Raw genomic sequence first — 16,833 nt, forward strand, 5'->3', positions numbered from 1 at the left:
TGGGGATTGTGACTTCCCAAAACACCCCCACCCCGAACACCGCCGCCGAGCCGCATGATGCCAGCGAACAGACCCGCATCCGCATGGAGAAGCGCGCCAAGCTGATCGAACGCGGCGTCGAGGCATATCCGGTGGGTGTCGAACGCACGCACTCGCTCACGGAAATCCGGGAGAAATACGCCTACCTGCAGGCCGATGAAACCACCGGCGATGCCGTTGGCGTGACCGGCCGCATCGTCTTCATCCGCAACACGGGCAAACTCTGCTTCGCCACCCTCCAGGAGGGCGGCCTGGACGGCAAAGCCGTGCGGCTGCAGGTCATGCTGAGCCTGGCCAACATCGGTGAGGAGGCGCTCGCGGAGTGGAAGTCCCTCGTGGACCTCGGCGATCACGTCTTCATCAAGGGCGAGGTCATTTCCTCACGCCGCGGCGAACTCTCCGTCATGGCGGATTCCTGGACCATGGCCTCGAAGGCGCTGCGCCCGCTGCCCGTGCTGCACGCCGGGCTGAACGAAGAAACGCGTGTCCGCCAGCGCTACGTGGACCTCATTGTCCGCGACGAAGCCCGCGAGATGGTGTACACCCGCGCCGCGATCACCCGCTCCATCCGCGAAACCCTGCACCGCCAGGGCTACGTTGAGGTGGAAACCCCCATGCTGCAGCTGGTTCACGGCGGCGCCACGGCCCGTCCCTTCGAGACGCACATGAACGCCTTCGACCAGAAGATGACGCTGCGCATCGCTACCGAGCTCTACCTCAAGCGCACGGTGGTCGGCGGGATCGACCGCGTCTACGACATGGGCCGGGTCTTCCGCAACGAGGGCGTGGACTCCACGCACAGCCCCGAGTTCACCACTTTGGAGTCCTACGAGGCGTGGGCGGACCAGTTCGTCATGGCGGACCGGATCAAGGAGATCATCCTGGACGCCGCCGACGCCGCCGGTGTGGGCCGCGTGCTGCAGACCGAAGCCGGGGAGATCAACCTCGACGGCGAATGGACCTGGCTGGCTGTCTACCCCGGACTGTCCGACTTCGTGGGCCAGGAAGTAACCCCCGATACCCCGGTTGCCGAGCTGCTTGAGCTGGCTGCCAAGCACGAGGTCAAGGTCGACGCCGCCTGGGAAGCCGAGAAGCTCGTCGTCGAACTCTTCGGCGAACTGGTGGAGCCGACGTTGCTCAACCCCACGTTCGTCTACGACTATCCGCCGTCCGCGCAGCCGCTGGCCCGCCAGCACCGCGAAGACGGCCGCCTGATTGAGGCCTGGGACCTCATCATCGGCGGCATGGAGCGGGGCACGGCCTTCTCCGAACTGATCGACCCGGTCATCCAGCGCGAACGCCTCACCGAACAGTCCCGCCGTTCCGCCGCGGGTGACGTGGAGGCAATGCAGCTGGACGAAGACTTCCTCCGTGCGCTCGAGTACGGCGCGCCGCCCATGGGCGGGATCGGCCTCGGCATCGACCGGCTCGTGATGCTGTTCACCGGATCCGGCATCCGCGAAACGATCCTCTTCCCCCTGTTGAAGCCCGAAGGACACTGAGCATGGACTACATCGCCGTATTGCTGCCCCCCATCGTGGTGGGCCTGCTTTTCTGGTTTGCCATGAAATCCATATTCAATGCCGACAAATCAGAGCGGCAGGCAGAAGCCCGCGCCCATGCCGAAGCCGAAACTAGGGCCAAAGGACCGGAATCCGGGACCCTGGGAAGCTAATTACCCGAAAGAAGTAATAGTTCCCTATTGCCGCCTTCGGTTTTCCTTTGGACAGAGTTTTGCGCTTTGACTCCCTGCTGTAACGCGGAGGATACTTATTCCAGATACATCCTGCTTTTCTTAACGCTCGATCTTTGGAAAGAGAGTCCTTTATGGCACAGAAAGTAAAAATCATCCTCGTTGATGATCTGGATGGGGGATCCGCGGACGAAACTGTCCGGTTTGGCCTTGACGGCGTCAGCTACGAAATAGACCTGTCGTCAAGCAATGCATCAGAACTGCGCTCCGCGGTGGACCGATTTGTGACGCACGCGCGCAAAACGTCAAGCGGACGCGCCACGCGCACGAAAATTTCCAGCGGACGGAATCAGGACTCTGCCCAGATCCGCCAGTGGGCACGGGACAACGGCTATGCGGTAAACAGCCGCGGGCGCATCCAGGCTGAAATTCAGGAAGCTTACCAAAAGGCTAATTCCTAGCAGGGACCCGCGTCAGGGTGCAGTGCGGGGCCCGGCATGAGGGCGCAGTATCCAGCCGCAATCACGTTTCATGGCGTCGTAATCGACCGTCTGTCAAATGCCAATGCCCCCGTTATCTGACGGGGGCATTGCCATGCCGGCGTCGGGGCGCCCGTCCAGCAGATCGGCCCGCCCGTCCGGCGATGAACAGACTCCGCCGCCCGTGTTCCTCCCCGGCAGCATTTCCAGGCAGATGTCCCGCACGAGGTGAACCATTTGCCGAAGATGGCCGCAATGGGTCCAGGCTTAGCGGCCATCTTCGGCAATTCGGGAACCTTTGCCATGCCGTCGGCGCCCGTCCGGCATTGCAACGTCCACCCTTCCGGCGGTGCGCCCGTCCGCCCGTCCGCGCGGCCGGAACGGCCCGCTTAGCGGCCGGTTTCGCCCTTCCGGATGGGCAGAATGCGCCGGTCCGGAGGGGTTCCGGGCGGTTCTTGCCCCTGGCCGGGGGACCCGGTCCGGGCGCGGTTGCGCAACCCTCCGGTTTCCCCTGTGGCGAACAAGCCCCAAATCTGGAACCCGGCCACGTAGCATCAAAGTACGTCGTAGCTAGGAGTGTGGCGAAATGTTTGAGCGATTTACGGACCGTGCCCGTCGCGTAGTTGTGCTTGCCCAAGAAGAGGCACGCATGCTGAACCACAATTACATTGGTACCGAACACATCCTCTTGGGTCTGATCCATGAGGGTGAAGGTGTTGCCGCCAAAGCCCTTGAATCCTTGAGCATTTCGCTCGACGGTGTCCGCGAGCAGGTCCAGGAGATCATCGGCCAGGGCCAGCAGGCGCCCTCCGGCCACATCCCCTTTACCCCCCGCGCCAAGAAGGTCCTGGAGCTCTCGCTGCGCGAGGCGCTGCAGCTGGGCCATAACTACATTGGTACCGAGCACATCCTCCTCGGCCTTATCCGGGAGGGCGAAGGCGTTGCCGCCCAGGTGCTCGTTAAGCTCGGCGCAGACCTGAACCGGGTCCGGTCGCAGGTTATCCAGCTGCTCTCGGGTTACCAGGGCAAGGAAGCCACGGGCGCCGGTGTAGGCCCCGGACAGGCTGAGGGGACCCCGGCCGGGTCCGTTGTCCTTGACCAGTTCGGCCGCAACCTGACCCAGGCGGCCCGCGAGAACAAACTGGACCCTGTGATCGGCCGCGAGCAGGAAATGGAACGCGTCATGCAGGTCCTTTCCCGCCGCACCAAGAACAACCCTGTGCTGATTGGTGAGCCCGGCGTCGGCAAGACCGCCGTCGTCGAGGGCCTGGCCCAGGCGATCGTCCGCGGCGATGTCCCGGAGACCATCAAGGACAAGCAGCTGTACACCTTGGACCTCGGGTCCCTCGTGGCCGGTTCCCGCTACCGCGGCGACTTCGAAGAGCGCCTGAAGAAGGTCCTCAAGGAGATCCGCACGCGCGGCGACATCATCCTGTTCATCGATGAGATCCACACCCTGGTGGGCGCCGGTGCCGCCGAAGGTGCCATCGATGCGGCCTCGATCCTGAAGCCCATGCTGGCCCGCGGCGAGCTCCAGACCATCGGTGCCACCACGCTGGACGAGTACCGCAAGCACATCGAGAAGGATGCCGCGCTGGAGCGCCGCTTCCAGCCGATCCAGGTCAAGGAACCCTCCGTCGCGCACGCGATCGAGATCCTCAAGGGCCTCCGCGACCGGTATGAGGCGCACCACCGGGTCACCATCACCGACGGCGCCCTCGCCTCGGCGGCGGCCCTTTCCGAGCGCTACATCTCGGACCGCTTCCTGCCGGACAAGGCGATCGACCTGATCGACGAGGCCGGTGCGCGGCTCCGCATCCGCCGCATGACTGCCCCGCCGGAGCTCAAGATCATGGACGAGAAGATCGCCGCCATGAAGCTGGAGAAGGAATCCGCGATCGACGCGCAGGACTTCGAAGGCGCCGCGTCGCTGCGCGACAAGGAGCAGAAGCTCATTGCCGAGCGCGCCGAAAAGGAACGCCAGTGGAAGACCGGCGGCATGGACGACATCTCCGAAGTTGATGAAGACCTCATCGCCGAGGTGCTGGCGAACTCCACCGGCATCCCGGTCTTCAAGCTGACCGAGGAAGAGTCCTCGCGCCTGCTGAAGATGGAAGACGAGCTCCACAAGCGCGTGGTCGGCCAGAACGAGGCCATCAAGGCCCTGTCCCAGGCGATCCGGCGCACCCGTGCAGGCCTCAAGGACCCCAAGCGTCCGGGCGGCTCGTTCATCTTTGCCGGCCCCACCGGTGTCGGCAAGACCGAACTGGCCAAGGCCCTCGCCGAGTTCCTGTTCGGCGAGGAAGACGCCCTGATCACCCTGGACATGTCCGAGTACTCGGAGAAGCACACGGTGTCGCGGCTCTTCGGCGCCCCTCCGGGCTACGTCGGCTATGAGGAAGGCGGCCAGCTGACCGAGAAGGTCCGCCGTCGTCCGTTCTCCGTGGTCCTGTTCGATGAAGTGGAGAAGGCGCACGCCGATCTCTTCAACTCGCTCCTGCAGATCCTGGAAGACGGCCGCCTGACCGACTCCCAGGGCCGCGTGGTGGACTTCAAGAACACCGTGATCATCATGACCACGAACCTCGGCACCCGGGACATCTCCAAGAGCGTTGCCACCGGCTTCCAGTCCGGCACGGACACGCAGACCGGCTACAACCGGATGCGGGCCCGGGTCACGGAAGAGCTCAAGCAGCACTTCCGCCCCGAGTTCCTGAACCGTGTTGACGATGTTGTGGTCTTCCCGCAGCTGACCCAGGACGAGATCATCGAGATCGTGGACATGTTCGTCGCCCGCCTGGAGAAGCGCCTCAAGGACAAGGACATGGGCATCGAGCTCACGTCCGCGGCCAAGGTTCTCCTGGCGACCCGCGGCTATGACCCCGCCATGGGTGCCCGGCCGCTGCGCCGCACCATCCAGCGCGAGATCGAGGACCAGCTCTCCGAGAAGATCCTCTTCGGCGAACTGCACTCCGGCGACATCGTGGTGGTGGACGTGGAAGGCGAAGGCGACGACGCGAAGTTCACCTTCGCCGGCAACGCCAAGCCGCGCATCCCGGAGATCGCTCCGAGCGTCTAAGCACCATCAACAACGGCCCCGCTGCCCCGAAAGGGACGGCGGGGCCTTTGCGTTGCCCGCCGTCGTGAAGCATTTGCCGGAGATGGCCGCTATGGGAGCTGGCTTAGTGGCCATCTTCGGCGAACGGTGGCCGTGCTGAAGTGCCAGGGCCCGTCCCGCATGATAGGGGAGCCGTGTCTGAAAGCAGTGTTTCACTCTTAGTGAACGTTTTGTGATCGATACCACATACGGTGTTGAATCGGTGCATGGCTGCTAAGGACTCAGAGACCCTGAGCGAACAACCCGAGACCCCCTTCCACGATCTGGACCACTACCTCGCGATCCCCAGAGTGAGCGGTTTGACGCTGAGCCCGGACGGCGCCCGGCTGGTGACCACCGTGGCGACCCTCGGCGCGAAAGGCACCGAATACTGCACCGCGCTGTGGGAGGTGGATCCGGGCGGGGCCAAACAGGCCCGCCGGATCACACGCAGCGCCAAAGGGGAGGCCGGTGCGGTGTTTGCCGCCAACGGCGACCTGTACTTCACCTCGGCCCGTCCCGATCCGGAGAGCCCCGAGGCAGACCCGGTGAACGCCCTCTGGATCCTGCCGTCCGACGGCGGCGAAGCCCGGGTGGCCTTGTCCCGGGCCGGCGGAATCGGCGGGGTCCACGCCGCCAAGGACGCCGACACCGTGGTGGTCGCGGCCTCGGTCCTGGCCGGTTCCACGGACGAGGACAATGACGAGGAACGCCGGAAAGCGCGCAAGGACAACAAGGTCGCGGCCATCCTGCACAGCGGATACCCTGTCCGCTACTGGGATGCGGACCTGGGCCCGGCGCAGCCGCGGCTGTTCGCCGTCGAACCCGGAGACCCGTTGGAGGCCGGAAAGCCGGCCACCGTCGACGCCGCGCCGCCGCTGAAGCTGCGCAACCTGACGCCCGACGCCGGCATGCGGCTCAGGGACGCCGAATCGGTGCTCAGCCCGGACGGCACGACGATTTACAGCAGCTTCGCCAAGCCCCTCGCCAATGCCGATTCACGTTCCGTCCTGGTCGCCATCGACGTCGCCACCGGCACCCGCACGGTCCTTCTGGACACGGAAGGCCAGAGCTACTTCCCGGGCCCGGTCAGTCCGGACGGCCGGAGCCTGGTGGTGGTCAGCGAAAGCGACACCACGCCGCTGGCAGCCCCGCGGGTCTTGCTGCACCTCCTCGACGTCGCCGGCTCGGCGGCCGGGGACGGCGCCCTGACGCCGCTCGCCCATGACTGGGACCGCTGGGCCCGCCCTGCCGCATGGCTGCCGGACGGATCGGCCCTGCTGGTCATCGCCGACGAGGACGGCGCATCGCCGGTATTCCGGATCGGTGTGGCCGGAGACCCGGGCGGGGCGGCCCAAGTGCTACGCCTGACGGCCGACGCCGCGGCGTACACCGACGTCGTTGTCGCACCGGACGGACGCAGCGCCTACGCCATGCGCAGCTCCTACGAATTCCCCGCCGAACCTGTACGGATCGACCTCGCCTCCGGTGACGTCGTCCGCCTGCCCGCGCCCGCGGAACGCCCCCGCTTCACGGGCACGCTGGAGCGCGTGGAGACGACGGCGGCCGACGGGGCCCGTGTGCCCGCGTACCTGGCCCTGCCCGAGGGCGCGTCCGCCGCGGCCCCGGCCCCGCTGCTGCTCTGGATCCATGGCGGCCCGCTGGGATCCTGGAACGCCTGGACCTGGCGCTGGAACCCGTGGCTGCTGGTGGCGCGCGGCTACGCGGTGCTGCTCCCGGACCCCGCCCTCTCCACCGGCTACGGCCAGGACCACATCCAGCGTGGCTGGGGGGAATGGGGCAAGGCTCCGTTCACCGACCTGATGGCCATCACCGACGCCGTCGTGCAGCGCCCCGACATCGACCAGACGCGCACGGCCGCCATGGGCGGCTCGTTCGGCGGGTACATGGCCAACTGGGTGGCCGGGCAGACGGACCGCTTCAAGGCAATCGTCACGCACGCCAGCCTCTGGGCCCTGGACCAGTTCGGCCCCACCACCGACGCCGCGCAGTACTGGCTCAAGGAGATGACGGCCGAGATGGCGCTGGAGAACTCCCCGCACCTGCACGTGGAGAACATCCGCACTCCCATGCTGGTCATCCATGGCGACAAGGACTACCGCGTGCCGATCGGCGAGGGACTCCGGCTCTGGTACGAACTGCTCGCCAAGTCGCAGCTGGCGGCAGACGGAAACGGCGAAACGGACCACCGTTTCCTGTATTTCCCGGACGAGAACCACTGGATCCTGCAGCCGCAGCACGCCAAGGTCTGGTACGGCGTCGTGGAGCACTTCCTGGCTAGGAACCTGCTGGACAAGGACGTTCCCGTCCCCGACGAACTCGGTCTCTGACGGACCGGGCCCGTGCCGGCAGAGAGCCGGCCGGGCCCGGGGCACCCGTAAGATTGGGCTGTGACTGAGACCGTGACTGAGACCGCGACTGAGACGATCCGCATCCGCCCCGCCCGCACCGACGACGTTGGCGCCATCAAGACCCTCGTGGCGCCGCTGGCCGACCAGCGGATCCTCATGGCCAAGGAAACCGTGGCCTACTACGAAAGCCTGCAGGAGTTCCGGATCGCCGAATCCGAAGACGGCGGGGTGATCGGCTGCGGGGCGCTGCACGTCATGTGGGAGGACCTCGCGGAGGTCCGCACCCTCGCGGCCTCGGACGCCTGGCGCGGCAAAGGCGTGGGCCACGCGCTGGTGGAGCGCCTGCTGGAGGATGCCCGCGCACTGGGAGTCTCCCGGGTCTTCTGCCTGACGTTCGAAGTGGAGTTCTTCAAAAAGCACGGCTTTGAAGTCATGGCTGACCAGACCGCCGTCGACCCCGTGGTGTATTCCGAGCTCCTGCGCTCGCACGACGAAGGCGTGGCCGAGTTCCTGGACCTGGCGCGGGTCAAACCGAACACGCTGGGCAACACCAGGATGATCAAGGAGCTGTAGCCGCCGCCGGGTTTTTGCGGCTGCGCGCGGCTGTTCGCCGGCCAGCGAAGGCGGCGCCCCGGCCAGCGAAAGTGGCTCCAGGCCGGCGCCGGCAGCCGCCAGGAACTCGACGTCCACGCAGGGCTTCCCTTCAGTAAATTTGGTGGATAAACTGATGCCGGCCCAGGGGGTGGGCCGCCATACTTCCGGAGGCAAAAAATTGCACAAAGCCGTGATTTTTCCCGATCTCTCCGCAATCCACAGCTCAATCGCCAGCGCTCCGGCAGGGCCGCCGGACCAGCCGCTGGAAGCGCTGCCGCCCGAACCCGCCAACCACTCCTCGCCCGGCACCGGCGCGCCCGTGACGGGGCAAACCGCCGAGACAGTATCTGCCGCATCGGGACCGCCGGCCACGTCCCGCGCCCGCAAGGGCCGGCTCGCCGCGCCGCCGTTCTCATGGCTGGGCGTCGATGCCTGGCCGCATTCTCCGGCGGGGGCTGACCAACAGGCCTGAAGCGCGGGGGTTCGGAACGCGCGGCCACAACCCCGCCGCCCCGGGATTCGCAGCCCGCCAGGGAGCCCGGGCCGGGGGAACGGGGAGCCTACCGCCGGCCGTGCCCCGGTAGTAGGGTCTAAGCAAGCAGCCAGGACACCATCCAGGGAGCACCGCCATGAAGAAACTCATCAATGATCCCAAAGCCGTGGTCGACGAGTCAGTGGAGGGGTTCGGGCTTGCTCACGCCGACCTCGTGACCGTCTTCCCGGACCCGAAATACATCGTGCGCAAGGTCGCTCCCGTCGCAGGGAAAGTCGGGCTCGTCTCCGGCGGCGGCAGCGGACACGAACCGCTGCACGGCGGGTACGTGGGCCTGGGCATGCTCGACGCCGCCGTCCCGGGCGCCGTGTTCACCTCTCCCACTCCGGACCAGATCCTGCCGGCCACGCTGGCCGTAAGCTCCGGCGCCGGCGTCGTGCACATCGTGAAGAACTACACCGGTGACGTCCTGAACTTCGAAACCGCCGCCGAACTCGCGCAGGCCGAAGGCGTCGAGATCCGCACCGTGCTCGTCAACGACGACGTCGCCGTGCAGGATTCGCTGTACACGGCCGGGCGCCGGGGCGTCGGCGGCACCGTCCTGGTCGAGAAAATCGCCGGTGCGGCCGCCGAGCGCGGTGACAACCTGGACGCCGTCGCCGCGATCGGTGACCGCGTCAACCAGAACGTGCGCAGCATGGGCGTGGCGTTGTCTGCCTGCACCGTTCCGCATGCCGGGGTGCCCAGTTTTGAGCTCGAGGAAAACGAGATCGAGATCGGCATCGGCATCCACGGCGAACCGGGACGGCACCGCATCCCGATGGAAAACGCCGACGGGATCACCGACCGGCTCCTGGATCCGGTGGTCAGCGACCTCGGCCTTGCTTCCGGGGACCAGGTGCTCCTGTTCGTCAACGGCATGGGCGGCACCCCGCAAAGCGAGCTGTACATCGTCTACCGCAGGGCCGCGCAGAAACTGGCTGAGCAGGGCGTCACCGTGGCCCGCTCCCTGGTGGGCAACTTCATCACGTCCCTCGAAATGCAGGGCTGCTCCATCACTGTCCTGCGCCTCGATGACGAGATGACAACACTCTGGGACGCTCCCGTGCACACTCCGGCCCTTCGCTGGGGCGTCTGACCGTGGGCTTGGACGTCGGCTGGGCGGTGAGGTGGCTGACGCTTTCGGCGCAGGCCATGGCGGAGCACCGGGTGGAACTGATCGAGCTGGACCGGCCCATCGGGGACTCGGACCACGGCGAGAACATGGACCGCGGCTTCAAGGCCGTGATGGACAAACTTGCCGAGACGCCGCCGGAAACCCCTGCCGCGGCCCTGAAACTGACGGCCATGACGCTGATGTCCAAGGTCGGCGGGGCGGCCGGCCCGCTGTACGGCACGGCGTTCCTGCGGGCCGCCACGGCCCTGGGTGAGGCCTCCGACGTCGACGCCGCCACCCTCGCTGCCGCGCTGCAGGCCGCCCGCGACGGGATCGTCGCCCGCGGCAAGGCCGAATCCGGCGACAAGACCATGGTGGACGCCTGGACGCCCGCGATCGAGGCGGCCGCCGCAGCGGCTGGCGACGGCGACGGCGATGTCAGGAAGGTGCTGCTAGCCGCGGCGGAGGCCGCCGAAGCCGGCGCCGTGTCCACGGATCCGATGCTCGCCCGCAAGGGCCGGGCCAGCTACCTGGGGGAGCGCAGCATCGGCCACCGCGACCCCGGAGCGGTCTCCAGCGCGCTGATTCTGCGCGCCGCGGCCGGAGCGGCCGAATGACAGTCCGGCTGGTGGTCGTCTCGCACAGCTCCAAGATCGCGGACGGCGCCGTCGAACTCGCCGCGCAGATGGCTCCCGACGTCCTGATCCTGCCCGCCGGCGGCACCGACGACGGCCGCATCGGCACGAGCCTGGACAAGGTCATGGCGGCCCTGGAGCAGGCTGCCGGTGACGGTGTGGTGGTGCTCGCCGACCTCGGCTCCGCGGTGATGACGGCCGAGTCCGCTGCGGAGTTTGCAGCCGACCCGGGCTCGGTGCTGATTGCTGACGCGCCCATCGTCGAAGGACTCGTCGCGGCCGCGGTGGCTGCCCAGGCAGGGGCCGAAGCGGCGGCGGTGAAGGACGCGGCCGAGGCCGTCTACCGGCCCCCGGCCCATCCCGCGGAGGCGGGGCATGTGCACCAGCAGCCGCCGGACGCCACCGGGGACTTTGAACTCGTCAACCAGACCGGCATGCATGCCCGGCCGGCAGCGAAGATCGCCGGAGGCCTGTCCGCCATGGACGCCGAGGTGACCGTGAACGGCGCCGATGGCGCCTCCATGACCGAACTCATGATGCTCGCCGCCGGCAAGGGAACCGTCCTGCACGTGGAGGCCAGCGGCCCGGACGCCGCCAAGGCGGTCGACTACCTGGAACGCCTGGTCGGCTCGGGGTTCGGTGAGCCGTAAGCGCTAGGGTGCCTGGCGGAGGCCGGCCGCGTCGAGCACGACGCTGGCGGTGATGAAGGTTCCGCACTGCTCACCAAACGGGTGCGCCGACCTGGGCGTGAACGCCGCGGTCCGGGCCGGCAGAGGGTTCCCCGCGGTGTCCGTGCCCGTGGCCGTCACCTCGATCCGGCTGGCGCTCAGCGTCTCCATCATCAGCATTCCGGTCAGGGTCCCGTCGGGTGAGGAAGTGGCCGAGCAGACGCCGTCGCCGCCGTAGGGGCCCGGCTCGCAGCCTTGGTCCACGGCCGTGCTCCCGGGAACCAGTTCGAGGTCCGCCTCCTTGCAGCGGCCGTCCTGGCAGGCGGCCAGGTGGATGGTCCGCACTGACGGGGCGTACTCCCGGTCCACCGTGAGCGACACAACGGGCGCCTGGGCGATCGCCGGGCAGGCGGCCTCCGGCCGGCACGTGACAGCCAGGACTGCGGTGAGGACCAGCACGGCCGCGGCCGCCAGCTTGCGCATGCTCCAGCGTAGATCCTCAGCCCGGGAGCCGGAAGCCGCCCTGGTGCAGTTCGGCGAGGCCGTCGCCCAGCAGCCCTGCCAGCGCCCGTTCCAGCTGCTCGGGGGCCGCGTTGAGCCGGTGCAGGGCCGCGAGCGGGATGCCGATGCCCTGCGGTTCGAAGCCCAGGTCCGCTGGAGCCTGGTGGAACAGGACCGGCGCCACGGGCTCCTCGGCTGCCCGCAGGACGGCCATCACGGCGCCGCGCACCTGCCGGTCCGTGCCGTGCCAGGCCTGTCCCTTGGGCGTGTACGTCGGCGCCGGCTCCCCGGCCGCCAGCCAGGCGCAGGACTCCCGGACAGGGCACTGGCCGCACTTGGGGGTCCGAGCAGTGCAGACCAGGGCGCCGAGTTCCATGACGGCGGCGTTCCAGCGCACCGAGGCGTCGGGGCGGTCCGGGAGCAGCGATGCCGCCAGCCGCATTTCGGCGGCGGTCAGGGCCTGCGCCGGCAGGGCAGAGCCGGTGACCAGCCGCGCGTGGACCCGGCGGATGTTCGTGTCCACCACCGTTTCGCGGCGTCCGTAGGCGAACGCGGCGACGGCCGCGGCCGTGTAGCTGCCCACGCCCGGCAGGTCCAGGAGTTCGGTATGGGTGTCGGGGACGGCCCCGCCGTGGCTGTCCCTGATGGCGACGGCGGCAGCATGCAGGCGCAGGGCGCGCCGGGGATATCCCAGCCGGCCCCAGGACCGGACGGCCTCCCCGGCGGGTTCGCCGGCCAGATCTGCAGGTTCCGGCCAGCGGCGCAGCCACTCTTCCCAGACCGGCAGGACCCGGACCACCGGCGTCTGCTGGAGCATCACTTCGCTGACCAGCACACCCCAGGGCGTGCAGTCCGCGGCCCGCCACGGCAGGTCCCTGGCGTTGGACGCGAACCAGTCATCCAGGGCCGCATGGAGGGCTGGGAGATTGCCGGCGCGGCCGGGCGCCCCGGCGGGCAGGGGTTCCGGCGGTGCCGCGGCGGATGCGGGGGGCGTGGGGGTTAGAGTTTCGATCCATTCAGCGTAATAGATCGGGGTAACGGATCGGGACGGCGTCCGGTCCCGCGGCGTGGTCGGGCGCCATAGCCCGCGCGGTTCTCTAGGCTAGAAGAATGGTCAGGCAAGGCACTTCAGGTACGGGCGGTTCGCGGCCGAAAGGTTCGGCCACGGGGCAATCCGGGCGCAAATCCGGACGGCCCCCGCTGCGCCGGGTCTACCGCCGCCGCCGGCTGTTTGCAGGGGTGGTCCTGCTGCTCGTCATCGCGGTGGCCTTCGGCGGCTTTGTGGCGGTCTCGAATGCCATGGGCGGGGGCCAGTCTGCCGGCGCCCAGCCGTCCGGGGCAGGGGCGTCGCCGGCGGCCAGCCCGGCTGGCTCCGCGTCGGGGAGCCCCACGGCGTCCGGGGAGGCTTCGGCCTCACCCACGGCCACATCGGGGGAGGGCTGCGAGCAGAATCTGATCACCGTTACGGCCGCCACCGACAAACAGGCTTACGCCGCCGGTGAGAAGCCGCTGCTGAGCCTCACGGTGACCAACAACAACAAGGTCCCGTGCGAGGTCAACATCGGGACGTCGCAGATGGAGTACATGATCACCAGCGGCTCGGACCGGATCTTCTCCTCCAAGGACTGCCAGGCGGAGAGCGCGGACCTGATGAAGACCATTGCTCCGGGCAAGAGTGAGACGGCGAACTTCCCGTGGCAGCGCAACCGCACGGTGCAGGGCTGCGAGTCCGTCGAGGCCACGCCCGGTGCCGGCGGCGCCTACTACGTCTTCACCGCCCGGCTGGCGAACAAGAACAGCCCCAAGGCCGTGTTCCAGCTCAGCTGACCCGTATAACTCCAGCTACCCCCGACGGGTTTGTGGAGGGGGTTAGAGGAAGCGGTCCAGCAGGCTGGCCTCGGCCATGCGGCTCAGGCCCTCCCTGACGGTCCTGGCACGCTGGTCACCGATCCCGTCGACGGTCATGAGGTCATCGATTGTTGCCGCCATCAGGAACTGCAGGCCACCGAAGTGGTCGACGAGCCGGTCGGCGACGGCCTTCGGCACGGCCTTGAGCCCGGAGAGCAGGCGGTAGCCGCGCGGCTGCACGACGGCGTCGAGGTTGGCCTCGCCGCCGGCGAAGCCGACGATCCCGGCGATCTTGCCCAAGTCGATCAGCTCGGTCGGGCCCAGGCTGACGAGGGCCTTGACCGCTTTGTCGATGTCCTCCGCTGTTGCGGCCGGACCGGAGTAGTCCCGGATGATGACGTCGCTGCCCGGGCCGCGGCCGACGGTGAGCTCGTCCAGCTGCAGCGAGAGCAGGCGGCCGTCCTCGCCCAGTTCCAGGACGTACTGGGAGATTTCCTCGGAGATCCTGCGCACCATTTCCTGGCGCTGCAGGGTGACCGCTACGTCACGGACCGTCACCATGGCCTCGATTTCCAGGGCGGAGAGTGAGCTGGTGACCTGGTCCAGGCGCGAGCGGTAGCGTTCCAGGGTTGCCAGGGCCTGGTTGGCGCGGGCCAGGACCTTCTCGGAGCCCTCCAGGACGTGGCGCAGCCCGTGCACGTACAGCGCGATGATCTGCATTGACTGGCTGACCGAAATGACCGGGACGCCCGTCTGGATGGCCACGCGTTCCGCGGTCCGGTGCCTGGTGCCCGATTCCTGCGTTTCGATGCTCGAGTCCGGGACGAGCTGGACGGCCGCGCGCAGGATGTTGCTGGCATCCTTGTCGCAGACGATGGCGCCGTCCATCTTCGCCAGTTCCCGCAGCCGGGTGGGGGAGAAGTCGATGCCGATCTCGAAGCCGCCCGAACAGATGGACTCGATGGTCCTGTCGATGCCCAGCACGATCAGCGCGCCGGTCCGGCCGCGGAGGATGCGTTCCAGGCCGTCGCGGAGGGCTGTGCCCGGTGCCACCCTGGCCAGGGTCGCCTTGAGCGCATCTTCAGGGCTCCGAGCCATAGATTTCCCTTCAAAGGTGCAGGGACGAGCCTGCAAGTGCGCCGGATTCCAGGGTCTCCCGGCAGGATCAAAGTACTCAGTTCCCCGATCTCCCCATGATAGGGGTAAAGCACGGCCACTTCCGCACAGGCAAGCCTTAAAGTGGTCCATTGCGGCGTGCCGCCGCGGGCCTCCTGAAGGGCTAGCGCGGGCGCCGTCCGTGAGGGCATTTTGGCGCCGCAAGGCCGCAGCTTCGTGCCCGGGCCCCGCGCAGCTTCATGCGCGGTCCGGCCGCAGCTTCGTCCGCGGTCCGCGGCCTGCGATAAACTTGGATCCTTGGGTGTACCGCGGGCTCTCCGCGCCGTGACCCGTCCACTGCCGCAGCGAAAGTAGCATCGTGTCTCAAGAAGTCCTCAGCCCCGCCCGAGTCCAGGAGATTCACAAGCAGGCGGCCCGGCGCCGGACTTTCGCGGTCATTTCGCACCCCGACGCCGGCAAATCCACCCTGACGGAGGCCCTGGCGCTGCACGCAAAGGTGATCGGCACGGCCGGCGCCTCCAGCGGAAAGGCCAACCGCAAGGAGACGGTCTCGGACTGGATGCAGATGGAAAAGGACCGCGGCATCTCCATCAGCTCTGCCGCTTTGCAGTTCGCCTACCGGGACACCGTCATTAACCTCCTGGACACCCCGGGCCACGCCGACTTTTCCGAGGACACCTACCGCGTGCTCGCGGCCGTGGACTGTGCCGTCATGCTGGTCGACGCCGCGAAGGGCCTGGAAACCCAGACCATGAAGCTCTTCGAGGTCTGCAAGCAGCGCAACCTGCCCATCATCACTGTCATCAACAAGTGGGACCGGCCCGGCCTGGACGCCCTGGCGCTGATGGACGAGATCACCGAACGCACCGGCCTGCAGCCGATGCCGCTGACCTGGGCCGTTGGCATCTCCGGCGACTTCCGCGGCGTCTGGGACCTGCGCAACGACCGCTTCGCGCAGTTCAAGCGCAACAACGCCGGCGCCAACATCGCCCTCACCGAATACTTCACCCCCGACGAGGCCGCCGCCAGCCAGGGCGACGACTGGTCCAACGCCGTGGACGAGGCCGGACTGGTCATCGAATCCAACCTGGCGTTCGACGTCGCGGCCTTCCACGCCGGCAAGGCGACGCCGATCCTCTTCAGCTCGGCCGCGCTGAACTTCGGCGTCAAGGAAATCCTCGACGCCCTCGTCGACTTCGCCCCGCCCGCTGCACCGCGGCCCGACGTCGACGGCGACCCCCGCCCCGTGGATGCCCCGTTCGCCGGGTTCGTCTTCAAGGTCCAGGCCGGCATGAACAAGGCCCACCGCGACCACGTTGCCTTCATCCGTGTTTGCTCCGGCATGTTCGAGCGCGGCATGGTGGTCACCCAGACCCGGACGGGGAAATCCTTCGCCACCAAGTACGCCCAGCAGGTCTTCGGCCGCGAACGCGAGGTGATCGACGAGGCTTTCCCGGGCGACGTGGTGGGCCTCGTGAACGCCTCCTCCCTCCGGGTGGGGGACAGCCTGTTCCTGGACCAGCCCGTAGAGTTCCCGGCGATCCCGCTGTTCGCCCCGGAGCACTTCCAGGTGGCGCGCTCCAAGGACCCGAGCCGGTTCAAGCAGTTCCGCCGCGGCATCGAACAACTCGAGCACGAGGGCGTCATCCAGGTGCTCCGCTCCGACATCCGCGGCGACCAGGCGCCCGTTCTTGCCGCCGTCGGCCCCATGCAGTTCGAAGTGGTCGAGGACCGCATGGCGCACGACTTCAGCGCCCCGATGCGGCTGGAGCGGCTCCCGTATTCCATGGCCCGGATCTCGACCGCCGACGCCATGCCGGCGCTGGCCAACGTCCCCGGCGCCGAAGTCCTGTTGCGCTCCGACGGGGAATACCTGGCCCTGTTCAACGACGTCTGGGCCCTGCGCCGGATTGAAAAGAACCACCCTGACCTCACCCTGGTGCCGATCGGGACCCACAACCCCGCAAAATAGCCTAGGCGGCGGACCGAAAGACTCCCCGGAAGTCTTCCGGAATCCGGTTTCCACGTTATGATAAGTAAGCTTGCTTATGATGCGGGTGCCGGGATTTGTCCCGGCTTTGGACTGATCCGCCCGCTTCCAGCGGCGGCCCCATTAGAGGGACCACGTAGACCTTTGACAAC

General features: G+C 67.7%; 15 protein-coding genes. 12 read left to right on the forward strand and 3 right to left on the reverse strand.

The features are described from left to right. Positions 1-8: 8 nt before the first annotated feature. The 10 genes from lysS (at position 9) to dhaM (ending at position 11,208) form a co-directional block, all read left to right on the forward strand. Entirely contained in the window at positions 9-1,541 is a 1,533-nt protein-coding gene (lysS, locus tag ARTB_RS07120; RefSeq protein ID WP_243178317.1) for a lysine--tRNA ligase, read from the forward strand. 2 nt (positions 1,542-1,543) lie between these two features. Further along, complete coding sequence (locus tag ARTB_RS07125) at positions 1,544-1,714, forward strand: hypothetical protein (protein ID WP_223914693.1); 171 nt, start codon at positions 1,544-1,546, stop codon at positions 1,712-1,714. 152 nt (positions 1,715-1,866) lie between these two features. Continuing rightward, positions 1,867-2,193, forward strand: coding sequence for a histone-like nucleoid-structuring protein Lsr2 (locus tag ARTB_RS07130; protein WP_028276918.1), 327 nt, complete (start codon positions 1,867-1,869; stop codon positions 2,191-2,193). A 604-nt stretch (positions 2,194-2,797) separates the two neighbouring features. Continuing rightward, on the forward strand, positions 2,798-5,290 hold the full coding sequence (locus tag ARTB_RS07135; protein WP_028276917.1) for an ATP-dependent Clp protease ATP-binding subunit: 2,493 nt from the start codon (positions 2,798-2,800) through the stop codon (positions 5,288-5,290). Positions 5,291-5,535: 245 nt separating this feature from the next. After that, complete coding sequence (locus tag ARTB_RS07140; protein ID WP_243178318.1) at positions 5,536-7,659, forward strand: S9 family peptidase; 2,124 nt, start codon at positions 5,536-5,538, stop codon at positions 7,657-7,659. Between the two features lie 60 nt (positions 7,660-7,719). Continuing rightward, positions 7,720-8,253: an amino-acid N-acetyltransferase gene (locus tag ARTB_RS07145; RefSeq protein WP_173403079.1), complete on the forward strand. Its 534-nt coding sequence runs from the start codon at positions 7,720-7,722 to the stop codon at positions 8,251-8,253. 211 nt (positions 8,254-8,464) lie between these two features. Continuing rightward, positions 8,465-8,746 carry a hypothetical protein gene (locus ARTB_RS07150; RefSeq protein ID WP_243178319.1) on the forward strand — a complete coding sequence of 94 codons (282 nt, stop codon included), beginning with the start codon at positions 8,465-8,467 and terminating at the stop codon, positions 8,744-8,746. 157 nt (positions 8,747-8,903) lie between these two features. Beyond that, positions 8,904-9,905 carry a dihydroxyacetone kinase subunit DhaK gene (gene dhaK, locus ARTB_RS07155; protein ID WP_243178320.1) on the forward strand — a complete coding sequence of 334 codons (1,002 nt, stop codon included), beginning with the start codon at positions 8,904-8,906 and terminating at the stop codon, positions 9,903-9,905. 2 nt (positions 9,906-9,907) lie between these two features. After that, positions 9,908-10,540, forward strand: coding sequence for a dihydroxyacetone kinase subunit DhaL (dhaL, locus tag ARTB_RS07160; protein ID WP_243178321.1), 633 nt, complete (start codon positions 9,908-9,910; stop codon positions 10,538-10,540). Then, positions 10,537-11,208: a dihydroxyacetone kinase phosphoryl donor subunit DhaM gene (gene dhaM / locus ARTB_RS07165; RefSeq protein ID WP_243178322.1), complete on the forward strand. Its 672-nt coding sequence runs from the start codon at positions 10,537-10,539 to the stop codon at positions 11,206-11,208. The genes dhaL and dhaM overlap by 4 nt, the downstream gene beginning before the upstream one ends. A 3-nt stretch (positions 11,209-11,211) precedes the next feature. Here the strand turns inward: dhaM and ARTB_RS07170 are convergent, their stop codons facing one another. Further along, positions 11,212-11,709, reverse strand: a complete 498-nt coding sequence (locus ARTB_RS07170) for a hypothetical protein (protein WP_243178323.1) — start codon at positions 11,707-11,709, stop codon at positions 11,212-11,214. Between the two features lie 16 nt (positions 11,710-11,725). After that, positions 11,726-12,562: an A/G-specific adenine glycosylase gene (locus ARTB_RS07175; RefSeq protein WP_308197224.1), complete on the reverse strand. Its 837-nt coding sequence runs from the start codon at positions 12,560-12,562 to the stop codon at positions 11,726-11,728. A gap of 275 nt (positions 12,563-12,837) precedes the next feature. Here ARTB_RS07175 and ARTB_RS07180 point away from each other — a divergent pair, with 275 nt between their 5' ends. After that, positions 12,838-13,554, forward strand: coding sequence for a hypothetical protein (locus tag ARTB_RS07180; protein WP_243178324.1), 717 nt, complete (start codon positions 12,838-12,840; stop codon positions 13,552-13,554). A gap of 42 nt (positions 13,555-13,596) precedes the next feature. Here the strand turns inward: ARTB_RS07180 and disA are convergent, their stop codons facing one another. Then, positions 13,597-14,673, reverse strand: coding sequence for a DNA integrity scanning diadenylate cyclase DisA (disA, locus tag ARTB_RS07185; protein WP_018774911.1), 1,077 nt, complete (start codon positions 14,671-14,673; stop codon positions 13,597-13,599). Positions 14,674-15,049: 376 nt separating this feature from the next. Between disA and ARTB_RS07190 the strand changes: the two genes are divergently transcribed. Next, positions 15,050-16,663: a peptide chain release factor 3 gene (locus ARTB_RS07190; RefSeq protein WP_028276909.1), complete on the forward strand. Its 1,614-nt coding sequence runs from the start codon at positions 15,050-15,052 to the stop codon at positions 16,661-16,663. Positions 16,664-16,833: the final 170 nt, after the last annotated feature.

The organism is Arthrobacter humicola (assembly GCF_022803015.1).
Lineage (GTDB): Bacteria > Actinomycetota > Actinomycetes > Actinomycetales > Micrococcaceae > Arthrobacter > Arthrobacter humicola_A.